Annotated in this window: 14 protein-coding genes; 6 read left to right on the top strand and 8 right to left on the bottom strand. The window is 65.0% G+C overall.

All coding sequences use genetic code 11. From position 1 onward, the window contains the following. Positions 1 to 33: 33 nt before the first annotated feature. A complete protein-coding gene (locus tag E3T51_RS10025) occupies positions 34 to 732 on the top strand; it encodes a GntR family transcriptional regulator (protein ID WP_134529698.1) in 699 nt (232 codons plus the stop codon). Here E3T51_RS10025 and E3T51_RS10020 read toward each other — a convergent pair. The 5 genes from E3T51_RS10020 to E3T51_RS10000 all read right to left on the bottom strand — a co-directional run bounded on the left by E3T51_RS10020 (position 726) and on the right by E3T51_RS10000 (position 5,762). Beyond that, entirely contained in the window at positions 726 to 1,418 is a 693-nt protein-coding gene (locus tag E3T51_RS10020) for a ribonuclease activity regulator RraA (protein ID WP_241989256.1), read from the bottom strand. The genes E3T51_RS10025 and E3T51_RS10020 overlap by 7 nt on opposite strands. Positions 1,419 to 1,558: 140 nt before the next feature. Next, a complete protein-coding gene (locus E3T51_RS10015; RefSeq protein WP_241989255.1) occupies positions 1,559 to 2,554 on the bottom strand; it encodes a 2-hydroxyacid dehydrogenase in 996 nt (331 codons plus the stop codon). Next, entirely contained in the window at positions 2,551 to 3,843 is a 1,293-nt protein-coding gene (locus E3T51_RS10010; RefSeq protein WP_198417853.1) for a glucarate dehydratase family protein, read from the bottom strand. The genes E3T51_RS10015 and E3T51_RS10010 overlap by 4 nt, the downstream gene beginning before the upstream one ends. A 53-nt stretch (positions 3,844 to 3,896) precedes the next feature. Then, positions 3,897 to 4,751 carry an IclR family transcriptional regulator gene (locus E3T51_RS10005; RefSeq protein ID WP_241989254.1) on the bottom strand — a complete coding sequence of 285 codons (855 nt, stop codon included), beginning with the start codon at positions 4,749 to 4,751 and terminating at the stop codon, positions 3,897 to 3,899. 81 nt (positions 4,752 to 4,832) lie between these two features. Further along, the gene (locus E3T51_RS10000; protein WP_134529697.1) at positions 4,833 to 5,762 is read right to left on the bottom strand and encodes a 5-dehydro-4-deoxyglucarate dehydratase; all 930 of its coding nucleotides are present in this window, start codon (positions 5,760 to 5,762) and stop codon (positions 4,833 to 4,835) included. Between the two features lie 114 nt (positions 5,763 to 5,876). On the opposite strand from E3T51_RS10000, the gene E3T51_RS09995 reads away from it, so the two are divergent. From E3T51_RS09995 to E3T51_RS09985, 3 genes are all read left to right on the top strand, one after another. Next, complete coding sequence (locus E3T51_RS09995; RefSeq protein ID WP_134529696.1) at positions 5,877 to 6,791, top strand: LysR family transcriptional regulator; 915 nt, start codon at positions 5,877 to 5,879, stop codon at positions 6,789 to 6,791. Between the two features lie 109 nt (positions 6,792 to 6,900). Beyond that, positions 6,901 to 8,520 carry an aldehyde dehydrogenase (NADP(+)) gene (locus E3T51_RS09990; protein WP_134529695.1) on the top strand — a complete coding sequence of 540 codons (1,620 nt, stop codon included), beginning with the start codon at positions 6,901 to 6,903 and terminating at the stop codon, positions 8,518 to 8,520. A gap of 11 nt (positions 8,521 to 8,531) precedes the next feature. Then, complete coding sequence (locus E3T51_RS09985) at positions 8,532 to 9,896, top strand: enolase C-terminal domain-like protein (protein ID WP_134529694.1); 1,365 nt, start codon at positions 8,532 to 8,534, stop codon at positions 9,894 to 9,896. A 16-nt stretch (positions 9,897 to 9,912) separates the two neighbouring features. Here E3T51_RS09985 and E3T51_RS09980 read toward each other — a convergent pair whose 3' ends face one another. Next, positions 9,913 to 10,473: a hypothetical protein gene (locus E3T51_RS09980; protein ID WP_174844584.1), complete on the bottom strand. Its 561-nt coding sequence runs from the start codon at positions 10,471 to 10,473 to the stop codon at positions 9,913 to 9,915. Positions 10,474 to 10,531: 58 nt separating this feature from the next. Between E3T51_RS09980 and E3T51_RS09975 the strand changes: the two genes are divergently transcribed. Together E3T51_RS09975 and E3T51_RS09970 are read left to right on the top strand one after the other, a co-directional pair. Continuing rightward, positions 10,532 to 10,972: an EVE domain-containing protein gene (locus E3T51_RS09975; protein ID WP_241989253.1), complete on the top strand. Its 441-nt coding sequence runs from the start codon at positions 10,532 to 10,534 to the stop codon at positions 10,970 to 10,972. A 37-nt stretch (positions 10,973 to 11,009) separates the two neighbouring features. Further along, a complete protein-coding gene (locus E3T51_RS09970; RefSeq protein ID WP_134529693.1) occupies positions 11,010 to 12,275 on the top strand; it encodes a hypothetical protein in 1,266 nt (421 codons plus the stop codon). 74 nt (positions 12,276 to 12,349) lie between these two features. On the opposite strand, the gene E3T51_RS09965 is transcribed toward E3T51_RS09970, so the two are convergent. Together E3T51_RS09965 and E3T51_RS09960 are read right to left on the bottom strand one after the other, a co-directional pair. Then, positions 12,350 to 12,862: a SprT-like domain-containing protein gene (locus E3T51_RS09965; RefSeq protein ID WP_134529692.1), complete on the bottom strand. Its 513-nt coding sequence runs from the start codon at positions 12,860 to 12,862 to the stop codon at positions 12,350 to 12,352. Positions 12,863 to 12,899: 37 nt separating this feature from the next. Continuing rightward, positions 12,900 to 14,072, bottom strand: a complete 1,173-nt coding sequence (locus E3T51_RS09960) for a PQQ-dependent sugar dehydrogenase (protein ID WP_241989252.1) — start codon at positions 14,070 to 14,072, stop codon at positions 12,900 to 12,902. Positions 14,073 to 14,205 lie beyond the last annotated feature (133 nt).

Raw genomic sequence — 14,205 nt, 5'->3', positions numbered from 1 at the left:
TCAGTTGGGACAGGTCCGGCACGCGGTTCGTTTATGCTGACGATTATGAGTCATGTGTTCGACGCCGTATTTCCCACCCCGCTTCCTGCGCCAATCGACGGCCCCACTCGCGCCGATCTCGTGATCGATTCGTTGAAATCGGCAATAGTGTCCGGCCGCCTGAGGCCAGGTCAGATCTTGGTGGAACGGAAGATCGCCGAGCAGCTGGGCGTATCGAAGACGCCGGTTCGCGAAGCGTTCATCGTGCTGGAGCGATCGGGGCTGTTGGCGGTTGAAGCGCGACGAATTACCGTTCGGAGTTTGAGCTTCACGGACATTCGTCATATATACGAAGAGCGCGTGCTGCTCGAGCCATGGGCCATCGTCGACGCCGCTCGGTTCGATAGTAGATTTTCTGTCGCTGGACGCGCCCTGGTGGATGCCCGTGCGCACGTCGACTCGAATGACAACGCCGCCGCGGCCATGGCAAATCGAAGATTCCACCGCGGTATGTACGCGAGCAGCGAGAACGAATTTATAGTCAAATCGCTCGATGGCTTGCAAGACCTAACGGCGCTCGCGGTGGCGGGAGTGCTGTGGGAACGATGGCCAAAGCGTGAGATCGAAGCTGCAGAGCATGAGGCCATCTACGATGCGGCTCGTAGTGGCGACGCGATCACCGCAGCCCAGCTGATGAAGGAACACATAGCCGCTTCCATTGCTAGAGTCTCGCGAAGTGAACTTGGTCACTGAGCGTTTTTATAGGCTTCGAGGAGTTCTTCATTCGGTGGATACGTCCCGCGCAAGGCACTCCCGCCCTCTACTTTTACGAGGATGAACTCTTCCAAGTTCTCCTGCACCAAGGCGTCTCGAGCCACGGATTCGACGAGGTTCCTCGGAATGCAGACGACGCCATCGCGGTCGCCAACCATGATGTCTCCTGGATAGACCGCGACTTCAGCGCAGGCGATCGGGACTTGAAAATCGACAACATGATGCTGGGCAAGATTCGTCGTTGGTGATGCGCCGGCCGAGAACGTCGGTAGGTCAAGGTGTTCGAAGCCGACCATGTCACGAAACGCCCCGTCCGTCACGATTCCCGCAGCGCCACGTACCCTCAAGCGAGTTGCGAGGATGTGACCGAGGGAGGCGGCTCTCTTCTTGCCGCGAGCGTCGATCACGAGCACTTGGCCGTGCTCTACCGACTCGACGCCACGACGCTGGGGGTGGTCGTAGTCCTGAAAAATAGCGGGTACGTCAACGTCCTCCCTCGAGGGAATGCTCCGCATCGTGAACGCTTCCCCTAGCAGTCTCTGCCGTGAGGGGTTCGAAGCCACCAGGCCTTCGAGATAGGTGTTGCGAAGCCCCCTGGCCAGAAGCTGCGTCGTGATGGTTGCCGTGCTGACGACTCCCAACGCCCGCATCGCGTCCGGGCTCACCGGTGGCACGTCCTGAAACTCAGTGTGGCTTAGTTGCAATGAAAATGCTGGCACCGTTACGACCTCTCAAGAATGGCAGAACATCGTTGTTCTCCCTTTGGTATACCAAGATACCACGATGCTGACCAACTTTCCTGGCATTAGTGCACGACGCGGGCGAGTGGCCGACCGTGCGCGAGATTGTCGACGTTGGCCGCGATATCGGCTGCGCGCAGTTGAAAGGTGCGCAGCGCGTGCCCAGAGTAGTGCGGGGTGAGGACGACCGTGTCGAAGCCGGCGAAACGGACGACGGCGGCCGGCGCCGCCCCATCGCCACTTGGTGCGCCCCACCAGACGTCGAGCGCAGCACCCGCGATGCGCTTCTCGGTGAGGGCCTCCACGAGGGCATCCTCGTCGATCAGCGGCCCGCGGGCCACGTTGATCAGGATGCCGGTGGGTCGCATCTGGCCCAGGGCGCGTGCGTCGATGACCCCGCGAGTGGCCTCACTCAGGGGTACCGTCACGACAACCACGTCGGAACTGCCGAGCAACTCGGGCAGATCGCCCCGGCCGCCGACCCAGTCGAGCGTGAGATCGTCTGGGACCGCGCCGGCCGGGTTGTGCCGAACGGCCCGCACTCGCATGCCGAGGGCGGAGGCCAGGCGGGCAACCTCCTGCCCGATACCGCCGAATCCGAGCAAGCCCAGGGTGCGGCCGCGCAACGTGCCGTGGAATGGCACCGTCAGGTCGTTGGCCACGGTGTGCCACCTGCCAGCCCGCATTTCACGGTCGACCGGGATGACCCGTCGGGAAAGCATGAGTGCGGTCATGATGACGTGCTCGGCAATCGCCTCACCGTGGTGGAACGTGTTGGCAACGCGGGTGCCTGGCGAGAGGTCGGCGAGGGGAATCTTGTCGAAACCGGCTCCGGTCACGTGGACGAGTCGCAGACCAGGGGCCGTGACCGCCATCTGAGACGACATCGAGGAGCACACCAGCACGTCCGTGTTGGGGAGCGCTGCCAGAATCTGCTGCTCGCTCCAGGTATTCGCGATGGTCCACTCGGTGCCGCTGCCGTTCTCGGTCAGTTCGGCAGCGAATCGGCTCATGATGTTGTCGGTCACGAGCACCCGCAGCGGGGTGGGCGCGTCGCTCACCAGCGCGGGCTCAGCAGCTCGTAGTCCGGTTGGAGACTCTGCATATAGCCGGTGTCGTCACGGTTGAGTAGACCGCATTTCAGGTATTGCTCGTGCAGGTGGGCGAGGGCGTCGCGGTCAAGCTCGACGCCGAGACCCGGCGTTGTCGGAACGGCGACAGCGCCGTCGTGAAACGACAGCACGCCCGGAACGATGACGTCCTGGTCGGTGTCTTTCCATGGCCAGTGCGTGTCGCAGGCGTAGTCGAGGTTGGGTGTGGCCGCGGCGAGGTGCACCATCGCCGCCAGGCTGATGCCGAGGTGCGAATTGGAGTGCATAGACAGTCCGAGACCGAAGGTCTCGGTGATGCCAGCGAGCGCCTGGGAACGCCGCAAGCCACCCCAGAAATGGTGATCAGAGAGGATGACGTCGACGGCGCCCTCGCGCACGGCGGAGGCGACATCGCCGAAGCTCACCACGCACATGTTGGTGGCGAGCGGCATCGGCACCTCGCGGCGAACCGCGGCCATGCCGGTGATGCCGGGGGTGGGGTCTTCGAGATACTCCAAGACCCCGTCGAGGACCTGCCCGACCTTGATGGAGGTGTCAACCGTCCAGGCACCGTTCGGGTCGAGGCGCAGCGGATGGTGGGGGAACGCCTTGCGCAGTTCCAGTACCGCGTCGATCTCCTCTTCGGGCGTGAACACCCCACCCTTCAGCTTGAGGGCGGTAAAGCCGAAGTCCGCGACCATGCGCTTGGCCTGCGCCACGATGCCAGCGGTGTCGAGGGCCGCGCCCCACGAATCCTCGTCCTGGCAGGGGTGGCCGGCCCACTTGTAAAACAAGTACCCGCTGAACGCGATTTCGCTGCGCACGGCACCGCCAAGCAGGTCGCTCACCGGGCGGCCGACGACCTTGCCCTGGATATCCAGGGCGGCGACGTCGAAGGGGGACAGCACCCGGTCTGGCGTGCTCGAGCCGGTGACCATGCCGCTCATGCCGTGGCCGCCGACGCTCGTGTCGGCGCGCAGGGCGAGGATGATGCGTCGGCGCATCTCGCTGACATTGAAGATGTCGACGCCGACGAGATCACGGGCCACCAGCCGGAGCCGGCCAATATGCGGGGCGTCGCCGTAGGTTTCACCAAGCCCGGTGAAACCGGAATCCGTTTCGATCTCCACGATCGCGCGCAGGGCGAAGGTTTCGTGCACGCCAACCGTGTTCAGCAGGGGCAGGTCGCGAAAGGCGATCGGGGTGATGGTGATGTTACTCACACGGTGACGTTCGGATACAACAATAGGGTTGGTCACGGGGTGCTCCTTCTAGCGGCACATGGTCAATGAATTGAGTGGTTGACTGACGCTCACAGCCAGGCGGCATCCTTGATCGAACGCACGATATTGCAAATATTTCGTTCCGACAGGCGCAATGCGGCCACGATTTGTTCCTCCAGTTGCGGGGTGAGCCTCGCGAGGGGGAGGGAGACGCTGATCGCGTCCGAGGTTGGATCGGTGTACGGAAGGGCGACGGCGAAACACTTCAGCCCGAGAGTGTTTTCCTCATTGTCGATGGCGTAGCCTCGCGACCGCGTCTGCTCGAGGTCGGCATCGAGGTCAGCGCGCACGGTGAGGGTCTGCGGTGTCAGCGGGAGGGCATCCGGTGAAAGATGAGGGTCGAGGTCGGCGCCACTGCGCTCGGCCAGCACCGCTTTGCCCAGCGAGGTGGCGAAGGCGGGCAGGCGACGCCCGACCCGGTTGAGTTGGCGAGAATACCGGCTCGACTTGAGGGTGGCCAGGTAGACGATGTCGAATCCATCAAGTCTTCCAAAATGGAATGTCTCATCGAACTCTTCGTGGAGCTCGTGAAGAAACGTCTGCACGATAGGAAGGTACGGGTCGGCGTCGAGGTAGCTGGTGCCTGCCAGCAACGCCCGAATGCCGATCATGTACATCGACCCGGAGCTGTCGCTGCGCACCCAACCGTGGCGGGCGAGCGTTCGCAGCAGGGCGTGTAGGCTGCTGCGAGGCACGTTCATGGCCTCACTGAGCTCGCGGATGCTGGTGGGCCGGTTCTGGAGCACGGCCAGCCGTTCGAGCAGTTCGACCGTGCGCGCCGCCGACTTTACCTCGCGCATGCCCGACTCCGCGGCGAAGTCCGCGTCGGAATCTGACGCTGCTTCAGCCAGCACGGCCACCGGCGGAACTGCTGAAATCGGCAAGTCAACTCCTTGGTCGGACGCCCTTCCTTGGACGCCAAGCTGCTGGTGAGCCTAGTCGAGCGACGACTTCACCCGTGCCCCCTAGCCAACGGGTACCGCGCGTTCGGCGAGCACCCGGCGTCCGGCGGCGATAATGGTGACGAGTTCGGCCACGTGTTCGGCTGAGGCATTGCGCAGTGGCGGCCGCACGCTGCCCGTCGCGATGCCTCCCAGTTGGGCGCCAGCCTTGACCAGGGCCACGGCGTAGCCGGGTGCTTGATCACGCAGGGCAACGAGAGGGTGGAAGAATTCGCGGTTGAGAGCATTCGTCAGTTCGGTGTCGCCCGAGACCAGCGAGCCATAGAAGGCGACGGAGAGCTCAGGGGCAAAGGCGAAGGTCGCCGAGGAGTACAGTCCAACGCCGATGGCCCGGTAGGCGGCCTGCGAAGACTCGGCGGTGGGCAGGCCGTTGAAGAACTGGAAGTCCTTCCCGGCTGCGGTGGTTGAATCCTCGACCGCGCGCACGATGCGTGACATGAGATCGAGGTCACCGACACCATCCTTGAACCCGATGACGGTGGGAAAAGTGGAGACCTCCACGGCCATCGCCACGGTGAACTGGGCGTTCCCGCGGTGGTAGACGATGATCGGCAGGTCAGTGGCGTCAGCGACGGCCCGCACATAGTCGAGCAGGCCCTCAGCCGGGCTGCCCACGAGGTAGGGCGGCAGCAGTAGCAGGCCTTCAGCGCCGGCCTCCGCTGCCTGACGGGCCATGAGTTTGGCCGACGCGATCGGGCCGCCAGCCCCGGCAAAGACGGGAACCCGGCCAGCGGCGACGGCGACCGCGGTGGCGACGATCTCGGCGAACTCATCGACGGCGAGAGTATGAAATTCTCCGGTGCCGCAGGCCACAAAGATTCCGCCGGGACCGTAGCTGATTCCGTGTTCGAGGTGAGCGGTGAGCGCCTCGTGGTTGACGGTGTCATCCGCATGGAATGGCGTAATCGGGAAGAACAATATTCCGTCGAGCACGGCAAGACTCCTTTGGTCGGCTGCACACTGCAGCGGCTATGTCGAAAACGATAAAAGAGAAATCGATTCAAGTCCAAGCTAAAATATGCACAGACTGATACAAGGAGTAAATCGATGTTTTCGTTGGTGCAGTTGGAGTGTTTTGTCGCAGTGGCCGAGGAGTTGCATTTCGGGGCCGCTGCCGAACGGCTGCGGATCACCCAGCCTCCATTGAGTCGCCAGATCCAGTTACTCGAGCGTGAGCTGGGCGCCCTACTATTCAATCGCACCAGCCGCAGGGTGGAGATGACGGCCGCGGGTCAGTCGCTGCTGCCGAGCGCGCGCCGGGTACTCGATCTGGCCGCCAAAATGGCCGTCGACGTGCGCAGGGTCGCCTCGGGCGCGGCCGGCACCCTGACCGTGGCCTATACGGCCATGGCGGCGCAGAGCGCCCTGCCGCTGTTCATTCGCCGAGCCGCAGAGGACATGCCCGACGTGACCCTCGTGCTGCGCGAACTCGTGACCACCGATCAGATGGACCAGCTCGTCAAGGGCACCGTTGACCTCGGGCTGTTGCGGCCCCTGGTGGCGCGGCCCGGCATCCTGACGCGCCAAATCATGTCAGAGCGGATGGTCGCCGCCATTCCCGCAAACAGTCACCTCGCCGGACCAACCGGCCCGATCTCGCTCCTCGATTTCGACCACGAACGCCTGCTCATGTATTCGCCCACCGAGGCCAGATACTTTCACGACCTGCTGCTGCGACTCTTCGCCGCGAGTGGCAGCCAGCCGGTCGTCATCCAGTATGCGAGCCAGGTGCCTGCACTGCTGGCGCTCGTGCAGGCTGGGCTCGGTCTGACTCTGGTGCCGGAATCCGCCCGACGCTTTGCGCCGGAGGGCGTGGTCTTTCGTGACCTTGACTCGAACCGACTCAACATCGTTCACCTCGACGTGGCCTGGAGCGAGGAAAGTGCCAACCCGGTCGTAGCGAAGGCCGTTGAAATGCTGACACGATCGGAAACGCCCGAAGCTGACGCCGTCGCACCGTGATCGATGCTGTGCGCGCATCAGTGCATGCAGATTTCATGTTGAAGCGGCATTGATTCATTCCTAAGCTGGGTGGCAGACAGCGTAACCCGCCGCCCAAAGGAGTGCTTTCATGACCGTGCCGACCGGAACCACCGTGACTACCGAGACCACCGACCTCACCGGATCTTGCCTAATCGGCGGAGCCGCAGTACGCGGAAACCACGGCGAGGTTGTCGGTGTCAACCCGGTCACCGGTGAGACCCTGACGCCGAGTTATGGACTGGCCGGCGTCGTAGAGGTCGACCGCGCCGCCGAACTCGCGTGGACGGCTTTTGCCAGCTACCGCAAGACGGCGCCGGCGGCCAGGGCGGCTTTTCTCGAGACCATCGCCGACAATATTGCTGCCCTCGGATCGGAACTCACCGACCGGGTCATCGCCGAGACCGGCCTTTCACTGCCGCGGGTGCTCGGCGAAACCGGGCGAACCGTCGGCCAGTTGCGGCTATTCGCTGGCGTGCTGCGGGAGGGAAATTTTCATGGCGCCCGCATCGACCAGGCGCAGCCTGACCGGGCCCCACTGGCCCGTCCCGACATTCGCTTGCAATCGATTGCGCTTGGACCGGTTGCCGTCTTCGGCGCGAGCAACTTTCCGCTCGCTTTCTCGGTCGCCGGCGGCGACACCGCCTCAGCGCTCGCCGCCGGATGCCCGGTCATCGTCAAAGCGCACAGCGCCCACCCCGGCACCTCCGAACTCATTGGAGGCGCCATCCGCGCCGCAGTCGTGCAGCATGACCTCCCCGAAGGGGTGTTCTCCCTTCTCTACGGCAGTGGCAGCGTGCTGGGCGCGGCCCTCGTGACCCACCCGCGGATCAAGGCCATCGGCTTCACCGGGTCGCGCAGCGGAGGGCTCGCCCTCGTTGCGGCGGCCGCGAGCCGGCCGGAACCCATCCCGGTGTACGCGGAGATGAGCAGCATCAACCCCGTCTTCGTCCTGCCGGGAGCACTCGCGCACAACGCGGCCGGCCTCGGCGAGCAGTGGGTCGCCTCCGTTGTGACCGGAACGGGCCAGCTCTGCACCAGTCCAGGCCTCGTTTTCGTTCCGGAGGGTGCTGACGGACAGGAATTCACGGCCGCCGCTTCGGCCGCCGTGCAGAAACTCTCTGCTACACCGATGCTGACCGCGGGAATCAGGGACGCATTCGACCGTGGTGCCTCCCGGTTCCGCAAACATACCGGCGTACAGAACCTGGCTGATGGTGCCGCCGACAACGCCGTGGTCGTAGGGGCCGCACCGCAGATCTTTGCCACCGACGCCGCCACTTTTCTTGCCGACCGTGCGCTGCAGGAAGAGGTTTTCGGCCCAGCGAGCCTGGTCGTGACCGTGCGCGACACCGCCCAGATGGTTCAAATTCTGGCCGGTCTGGAAGGTCAGCTGACCGTGACGCTGCACACGAATGCCGATGAGCCCGGTTCGGCAGAGCTGCTGGACGCCGCCGAGCTGCGAGCGGGGCGGGTACTGTTCAATGGCTGGCCGACCGGCGTCGAAGTTGTCTCGGCCATGGTGCACGGCGGACCATTTCCGGCGACCTCGAACGCGCAGGGCACTTCGGTGGGCACCTTGGCGATCGATCGCTTCCTGCGCCCGGTGAGCTACCAGAACGTACCGGCGGCTCTGCTGCCGGAGGCCTTGCAAGACGACAACCCGCTCGGCATCGTGCGCCAGCACAACGGCCAGTACGCGCGCGAGTAGATCGGAACCCGATGACTTCCACCCCGACCCTGTTTAGCGCTAGTTCGACCAGTACCAGTCCGACCATCGAGTCGATGCGGGTGGTGCCTGTTGCCGGCCACGACAGCATGCTGCTCAATTTGAGCGGAGCCCACGGTCCTTTTTTCACACGAAATATCGTGCTTTTGACCGACTCAAACGGCAACACCGGGGTGGGGGAAGTTCCCGGTGGCGAGCCGATTCGACGTACCCTGGATGATGCAAGGGAGTTCGTCGTCGGATCGCGCCTCGGTGATTATCTGAACACCCTGCGCCGGGTGCGCCTCCAGTTCAACGACCGCGATTCCGGTGGCCGCGGGGTGCAGACCTTCGACCTGCGAACCACCATTCACGTGGTCACCGCCCTGGAGGCCGCCCACCTCGACCTTCTGGGTCAGCACCTCGGAGTGCCCGTCGCAGCCCTACTCGGCGAAGGCCAGCAGCGCGACGCCGTTGACACTCTGGGGTACCTATTCTTCGTCGGAGACAAGCATCGCACTGACTTGCCATACGTTGAGACCGATCCTGGAACGGATGCCTGGTCGCAGGTTCGCCATGAGGCTGCCCTCGACCCGGAAGGAATCGTTCGGCTCGCGGACGCCGCGTTCGAGCGGTATGGGTTTCGTGACTTCAAACTCAAGGGTGGGGTGCTGCCGGCGTGGGAGGAGGCAGAGGCCATCTGCGCTCTCGCGAACCGGTTCCCCGAGGCGCGAGTCACCCTTGACCCGAACGGAGGATGGTTGCTCGAGCAGGCCGTAAACGTCGGCCGCTCCCTGCGTGACGTGCTCGCCTACGCCGAGGACCCCGTCGGGGCTGAGGGTGTGTTCTCGGGCCGGGAGATCATGGCGGAGTTCAAGCGTGCCACCGGCCTGCCAACGGCCACCAACATGATCGCGACGGACTGGCGCGAACTGGGCCACACCATCCGTTCAAATGCCGTCGATATTCCGCTCGCCGACCCGCACTTCTGGACCATGGCCGGCTCGGTGCGCGTCGCCCAGCTGTGCAACGACTGGGGATTGCAGTGGGGGTCGCACTCGAACAACCACTTTGACGTGTCGCTGGCCATGTTCACGCACGTCGCCGCCGCCGCACCGGGCACGCCGACCGCAATCGACACGCACTGGATTTGGCAGGACGGGCAGAACCTCACCTCGAACCCGCTGCAGATACGTGACGGCCAGATCGCCGTTCCAACCGCACCAGGACTCGGCGTGACCATCGATGAGGAGCGTCTGCAGGCCGCGCATGAGCTTTATCTAAGCGGGGGGCTCGGCAGTCGCGATGACTCCGCAGCGATGCAGTACCTCATCAATGGGTGGGCGTTCGATCCCAAGCGGCCGGCTCTCGACCGGTGACCACCTGGACCGGCGGCTACTCGCCGGTTAGTCCCGTCCGGCTGTCGCCGATTTCACGCTGCGACGGCGGCACAAAGCTGGGGTCGTCGATGCCGATATCGTACTGCCAGTGGGGCGCGAGATGCTTCAGGCGCAGCATCCGCCACTGCCAGAACGCCCAAAAGGTCGGCCAGAGTGCGATCGTGGCCGGGCGCCCGCGAAAAATGAGCTGGTCGCGGTACAGCGTTTTGCCGGTGCCTGCCGGGTCGGGGGCGATCGCCATGCGGTGGTCCCAGAGCGTGACCGCACTCAGTGCGCCCGACACACCACGACCGGTGTCGCGCAGAATTCGCACCCCATCGGCACGGTGAGCCGAATTGGCCAGCCGAATGACCTGGGTCCCCATCGGCACCAGGCCGAGCATGGAGAACGCCGCGGGGTGTTCGCCCGGCTCCCAGCGGGTGGGAAAACCGTCGGCTTCGAGCGACTGAACCGCCATGAACGGGCTGCTCACCTCACGGAAGACGGCCGGGCTGTGGATGGCGTGCCAGGCGGCATCCGGGGGGCAGTCGAGGATCTCCTTGAGCAGTACGCGCATTGCTCTAGTTTGGTCTGATCGTGGCATGCGACACAACTAAATGCAGTACAAATGAAAGGTGGCAATTCGGTTCTGGCTCGGCGTTGTACACCGCGAGCACGTGCTGCGCGGGGTCGATTTGGGCATTGCACGCGCCAACCGCGGCGCCGGCGACGTGATCGCGCAGATGGGTGAGGCCGACGGCATCGTCTACTACTCACCCAAGACCGCTATCGAGGGCGATCCACTCAAGGAGTTCACCGCGATCGGTCGCATAGCGGATGCCTACGCTTACCAGGTAGGAGACCCCGGCAGCTCCTGGCGACCCTGGCGCCGCCGGGCCGACTACGACCTGGATGCCTGGCCCACGAGCATCCGCCCGCTGTTGTCGGTGCTGCAATTGACCCAGGGCAATCCCAACTGGGGTTTCCAGCTGCGGCGAGGCGTGCTCGAGATCTCGCGGCACGACTTCGAGATGATCCGGCAGCAGATGCGGCGACCCTCCGCCGACGACCGGTAGGGCGTTTGGTCAGTAATTTTTTATTAGACTCAAGCGCATGAATGGCGATCTCTGGTGGGTACCCTCGGTCATCGTTATCGGCCTCGTCGTGGCCGGAGTCTGGGCGCTTGTGGGCGTGTCGCGCCGGCGCACGCGAGCCAGGCTCGGGCAGGTGAGTGCGGCCGCCACCGAGCTGGAGCGCAGTGCGTCCAGCAGCCTTGTGCGCGCCGACGACCTGGTGCAGGACGCCACCGACGAACTCAGTTTCGCCATCGCCCAGTTCGGCGAATCGGCGACGCGGGAGTTCGCGGCGGCGCTTGCGACGTCGAAGCTCCAGCTCAGCGATGCCTTCGCGCTGCAGCAGAAACTCGACGACGCCGTGCCGGATTCCGCTCAAGAACGCACCCGCTGGAACCAGCAGATTGTTCAACTCGCCGATGAGGCGACCACCCGACTGGGCAACCAGGCTCGAAATTTCACCGCCAAACGCGGCGTTGAACGCAACGCCCCACAGCAGATCGATGAACTGCACCGACGCCTCGACCGGGTGTCCGATCGGGTTGCCGGCGGCGCGAACACCCTCGCCCGACTGGGCTTAAGTTATTCCGCGGCGGCGCTCGCGCCGATCAGCGGCAACGTCGGTCGGGCCAGCGCCGCCCTCCGAGCGGCACGGACGAGTGCCGTTGCCGCGGCCACCCGCCTCGAAGCAGCATCGTCCGAACCGGTGGGGGAGCAATTGCAGAGCGCAGAGCACGCCCTGTTCCAGGCGACGCAACTGCTCGATGCGATCGAAACCGGCGAAGACCAGCTTCATCGCGGCTTCGCCAACCTGCAAAAGGCTCTGGATGCTGCCAGCTCGGAACTCGCCGAAGCCCGCGCCCTGCGCGATAACCACGAGGAATCCGACACGAGCGCGTCGCTCAATCACGTCATTACCGATGCCGCAGCGGTACAGGCGTCGCTCCGCGAGCCCAAGCGGCTCAACGACCCGGCCGTGGATCTCGTGACCCTTGAGGCGGCGATGAACGGGCTGGACAGCATCCGCTCTGAGGCGCGCAACCGCCAGCTGCGCCTCGACAATGCCCGCACCGCCCTGGCCGGCGCGCTGCTCACCGCGCGCAGCCAGATCACGCTCACCCGCGACTTTGTGGCCGGCAATCGGGTTCGGGTGCAAGCGGCCGCACGCACCCGCCTCGCCGAAGCCGAACGGCAGCTCGCGCTCGCCGTGGCCGAGAGCGACCCGGTGACGGCGCTCGACACCGCGCGTCGAGCGATGACGCATGCAACGGATGCCGATGCCCTCGCCCGCTACGACGTGCACTGAACCGTCAGTCGCTGACCGGCGTCGCGGTCCGTCGTCGCTGACCGTCGTCGCTGTCCGGCGTCGCGGTCCGTCGCTCAGTGCTGCGGCGGCAGCCGTGGTCCAGCGGAAGCCGCAGCCCGACGTCGGATGGCTGGGGTGATTTCGCGCCGCAACCAGCTGATGGCGTGGGCCTGGTCGAAGCGGCGGGCGCACAGGCCACAAGCCAGGGGCCGGGTGGGCTGCCGGTACCGAAAGTGAGTATGGCCGGCCGGGCACGTGCCCACCCACGGGGCGAGTTCGTTGGCGATCTCGCCGTCGTGGGTGCGCTTGCCGTCGTAGCCGAGGTCGAACGCCATTTTCTTCCAGCGTGGCCCGTGCCCGGCGCGCGGCCCGGCCAAGGCATGCGCAACCTCGTGCAACAAAATCTGGTGGACGTCGTCGTCGGCATAGCGGGAGGCGAGGTATCGCGAGACGGTGATGTGCTTCGAGCTGAAATTGCACAGGCCGGCCCGCTTCTTGGCGTTGTCGAAGCCGAAGGTCCAACCGGGGTCGAGGTGCATCGTGATGAGCGCATCGGCCCACCGGCGTACCTGGGTGAGATCGGCCATCAGGCTGCCAGCATTCCGGCGAGATGTGTCGTGTGGATCATGAGGGACCGATCACTACCTGAAAGAGCCGGTCGTCGCCGGCCGCCGGGGAACCCCGGCCATCCGTGTTATTACTCACAAACCACAGTGTGCCAGCAGGGCCTGACACCACGTCGCGCAATCGGCCATAGTCGTGCACAAACCACTCGGTGGGTGCGGCTGTGGAGGACGGGCCGGTGACGGGGATGCTCCACAGCCGTTGACCGCGCAGACTCGCCATGAAGATGGTGTCGTTCACGATGGCGATACCGCTCGGGCTGGCCTGGTCGGTTGGCCACTGCTGTTGGGGATCGATATACGCCGCGTCACCGGCTTGGCCTTCAACGTGCGGCCAGCCGTAGTTTGCGCCGGGAACGATGCGGTTCAGCTCGTCCCAGGTGTTCTGACCGAACTCGCTTGCCCAGAGCTGTCCGCGTGAGTCCCAGGCGAGCCCCTGCGGATTCCGGTGCCCGAACGAGTACACCAAGGTGTTGAAGGGGTTGTCGTCCGGCACGCCGCCGGTCGGTGTTAGGCGCAGAATCTTACCGCCGAGCGAATTGGGGTTCTGGGCGTTGGCGGTGTCTCCGGCATCCCCGGCGGTCGCGTAGAGCAGGCCATCCGGTCCGAAGGCGATGCGTCCACCGTTGTGATTGCCGGCCCGCGGGATCGAATCGAGCACGAGGGTGGGCGCCCCGAGGGTGTGGCTGCCCGGGCCGCCGGCCAGCGGCATCCGCTCGATGCGGTTGTCGATTGCGGTCGAGAAATAGGCATAGACCCAGCCGGCGCCGCCGGGTGCTGCTTCGTCGGCCAGAAAGGCCAGGCCGAGCAGCCCTCCCTCACCATTGGGCTCTGCTGCCTCGATCGTGCCCGCCTCGCGCAGGCTGCCGTCGGCAAGTAATTCGCGAACGCGGGTCGTGTCGCGTTCGCTGATGAGGGTGGCGCCGTCTGGCAGCCGCAGAATCGACCACGGAGCCTGAAGTCCCGAGGCGATCACGACAGGTTCCCCGACCGGATGCACCGGCGTCAGGTCTCCCGGCACGGTCCCGTTTCCGGTCGCGCTGGGTGCGGGTTGGGCCGGTGTCGACGTCATCGGTGTGGCGCGCGGAGCGTCCGCGCTGCACGCGGCCAGCGCCAGAACCAGCAGGGCGGCCGACGCGGTGGCAGCCGCGCGCCCAAATGCCTGAAAAGTCACCGTTCACCTCGCCTTCGTGGTGAACACAGCATGCCGTAGAACGCGCCCGACGGCCAGCACCCGGCCACGACGCACCATAACTCCTGCAATTTGCGGCGCCGATCGTCGGGGGCCGCGAGATTGCGCGGGTGGT

This window comes from Cryobacterium serini (assembly GCF_004404025.1).
Taxonomy (GTDB): Bacteria; Actinomycetota; Actinomycetes; order Actinomycetales; family Microbacteriaceae; genus Cryobacterium; species Cryobacterium serini.
The sequence above is the reverse complement of the archived record's forward strand: the minus strand, read 5'-3'. Positions and strand labels throughout refer to the sequence as shown.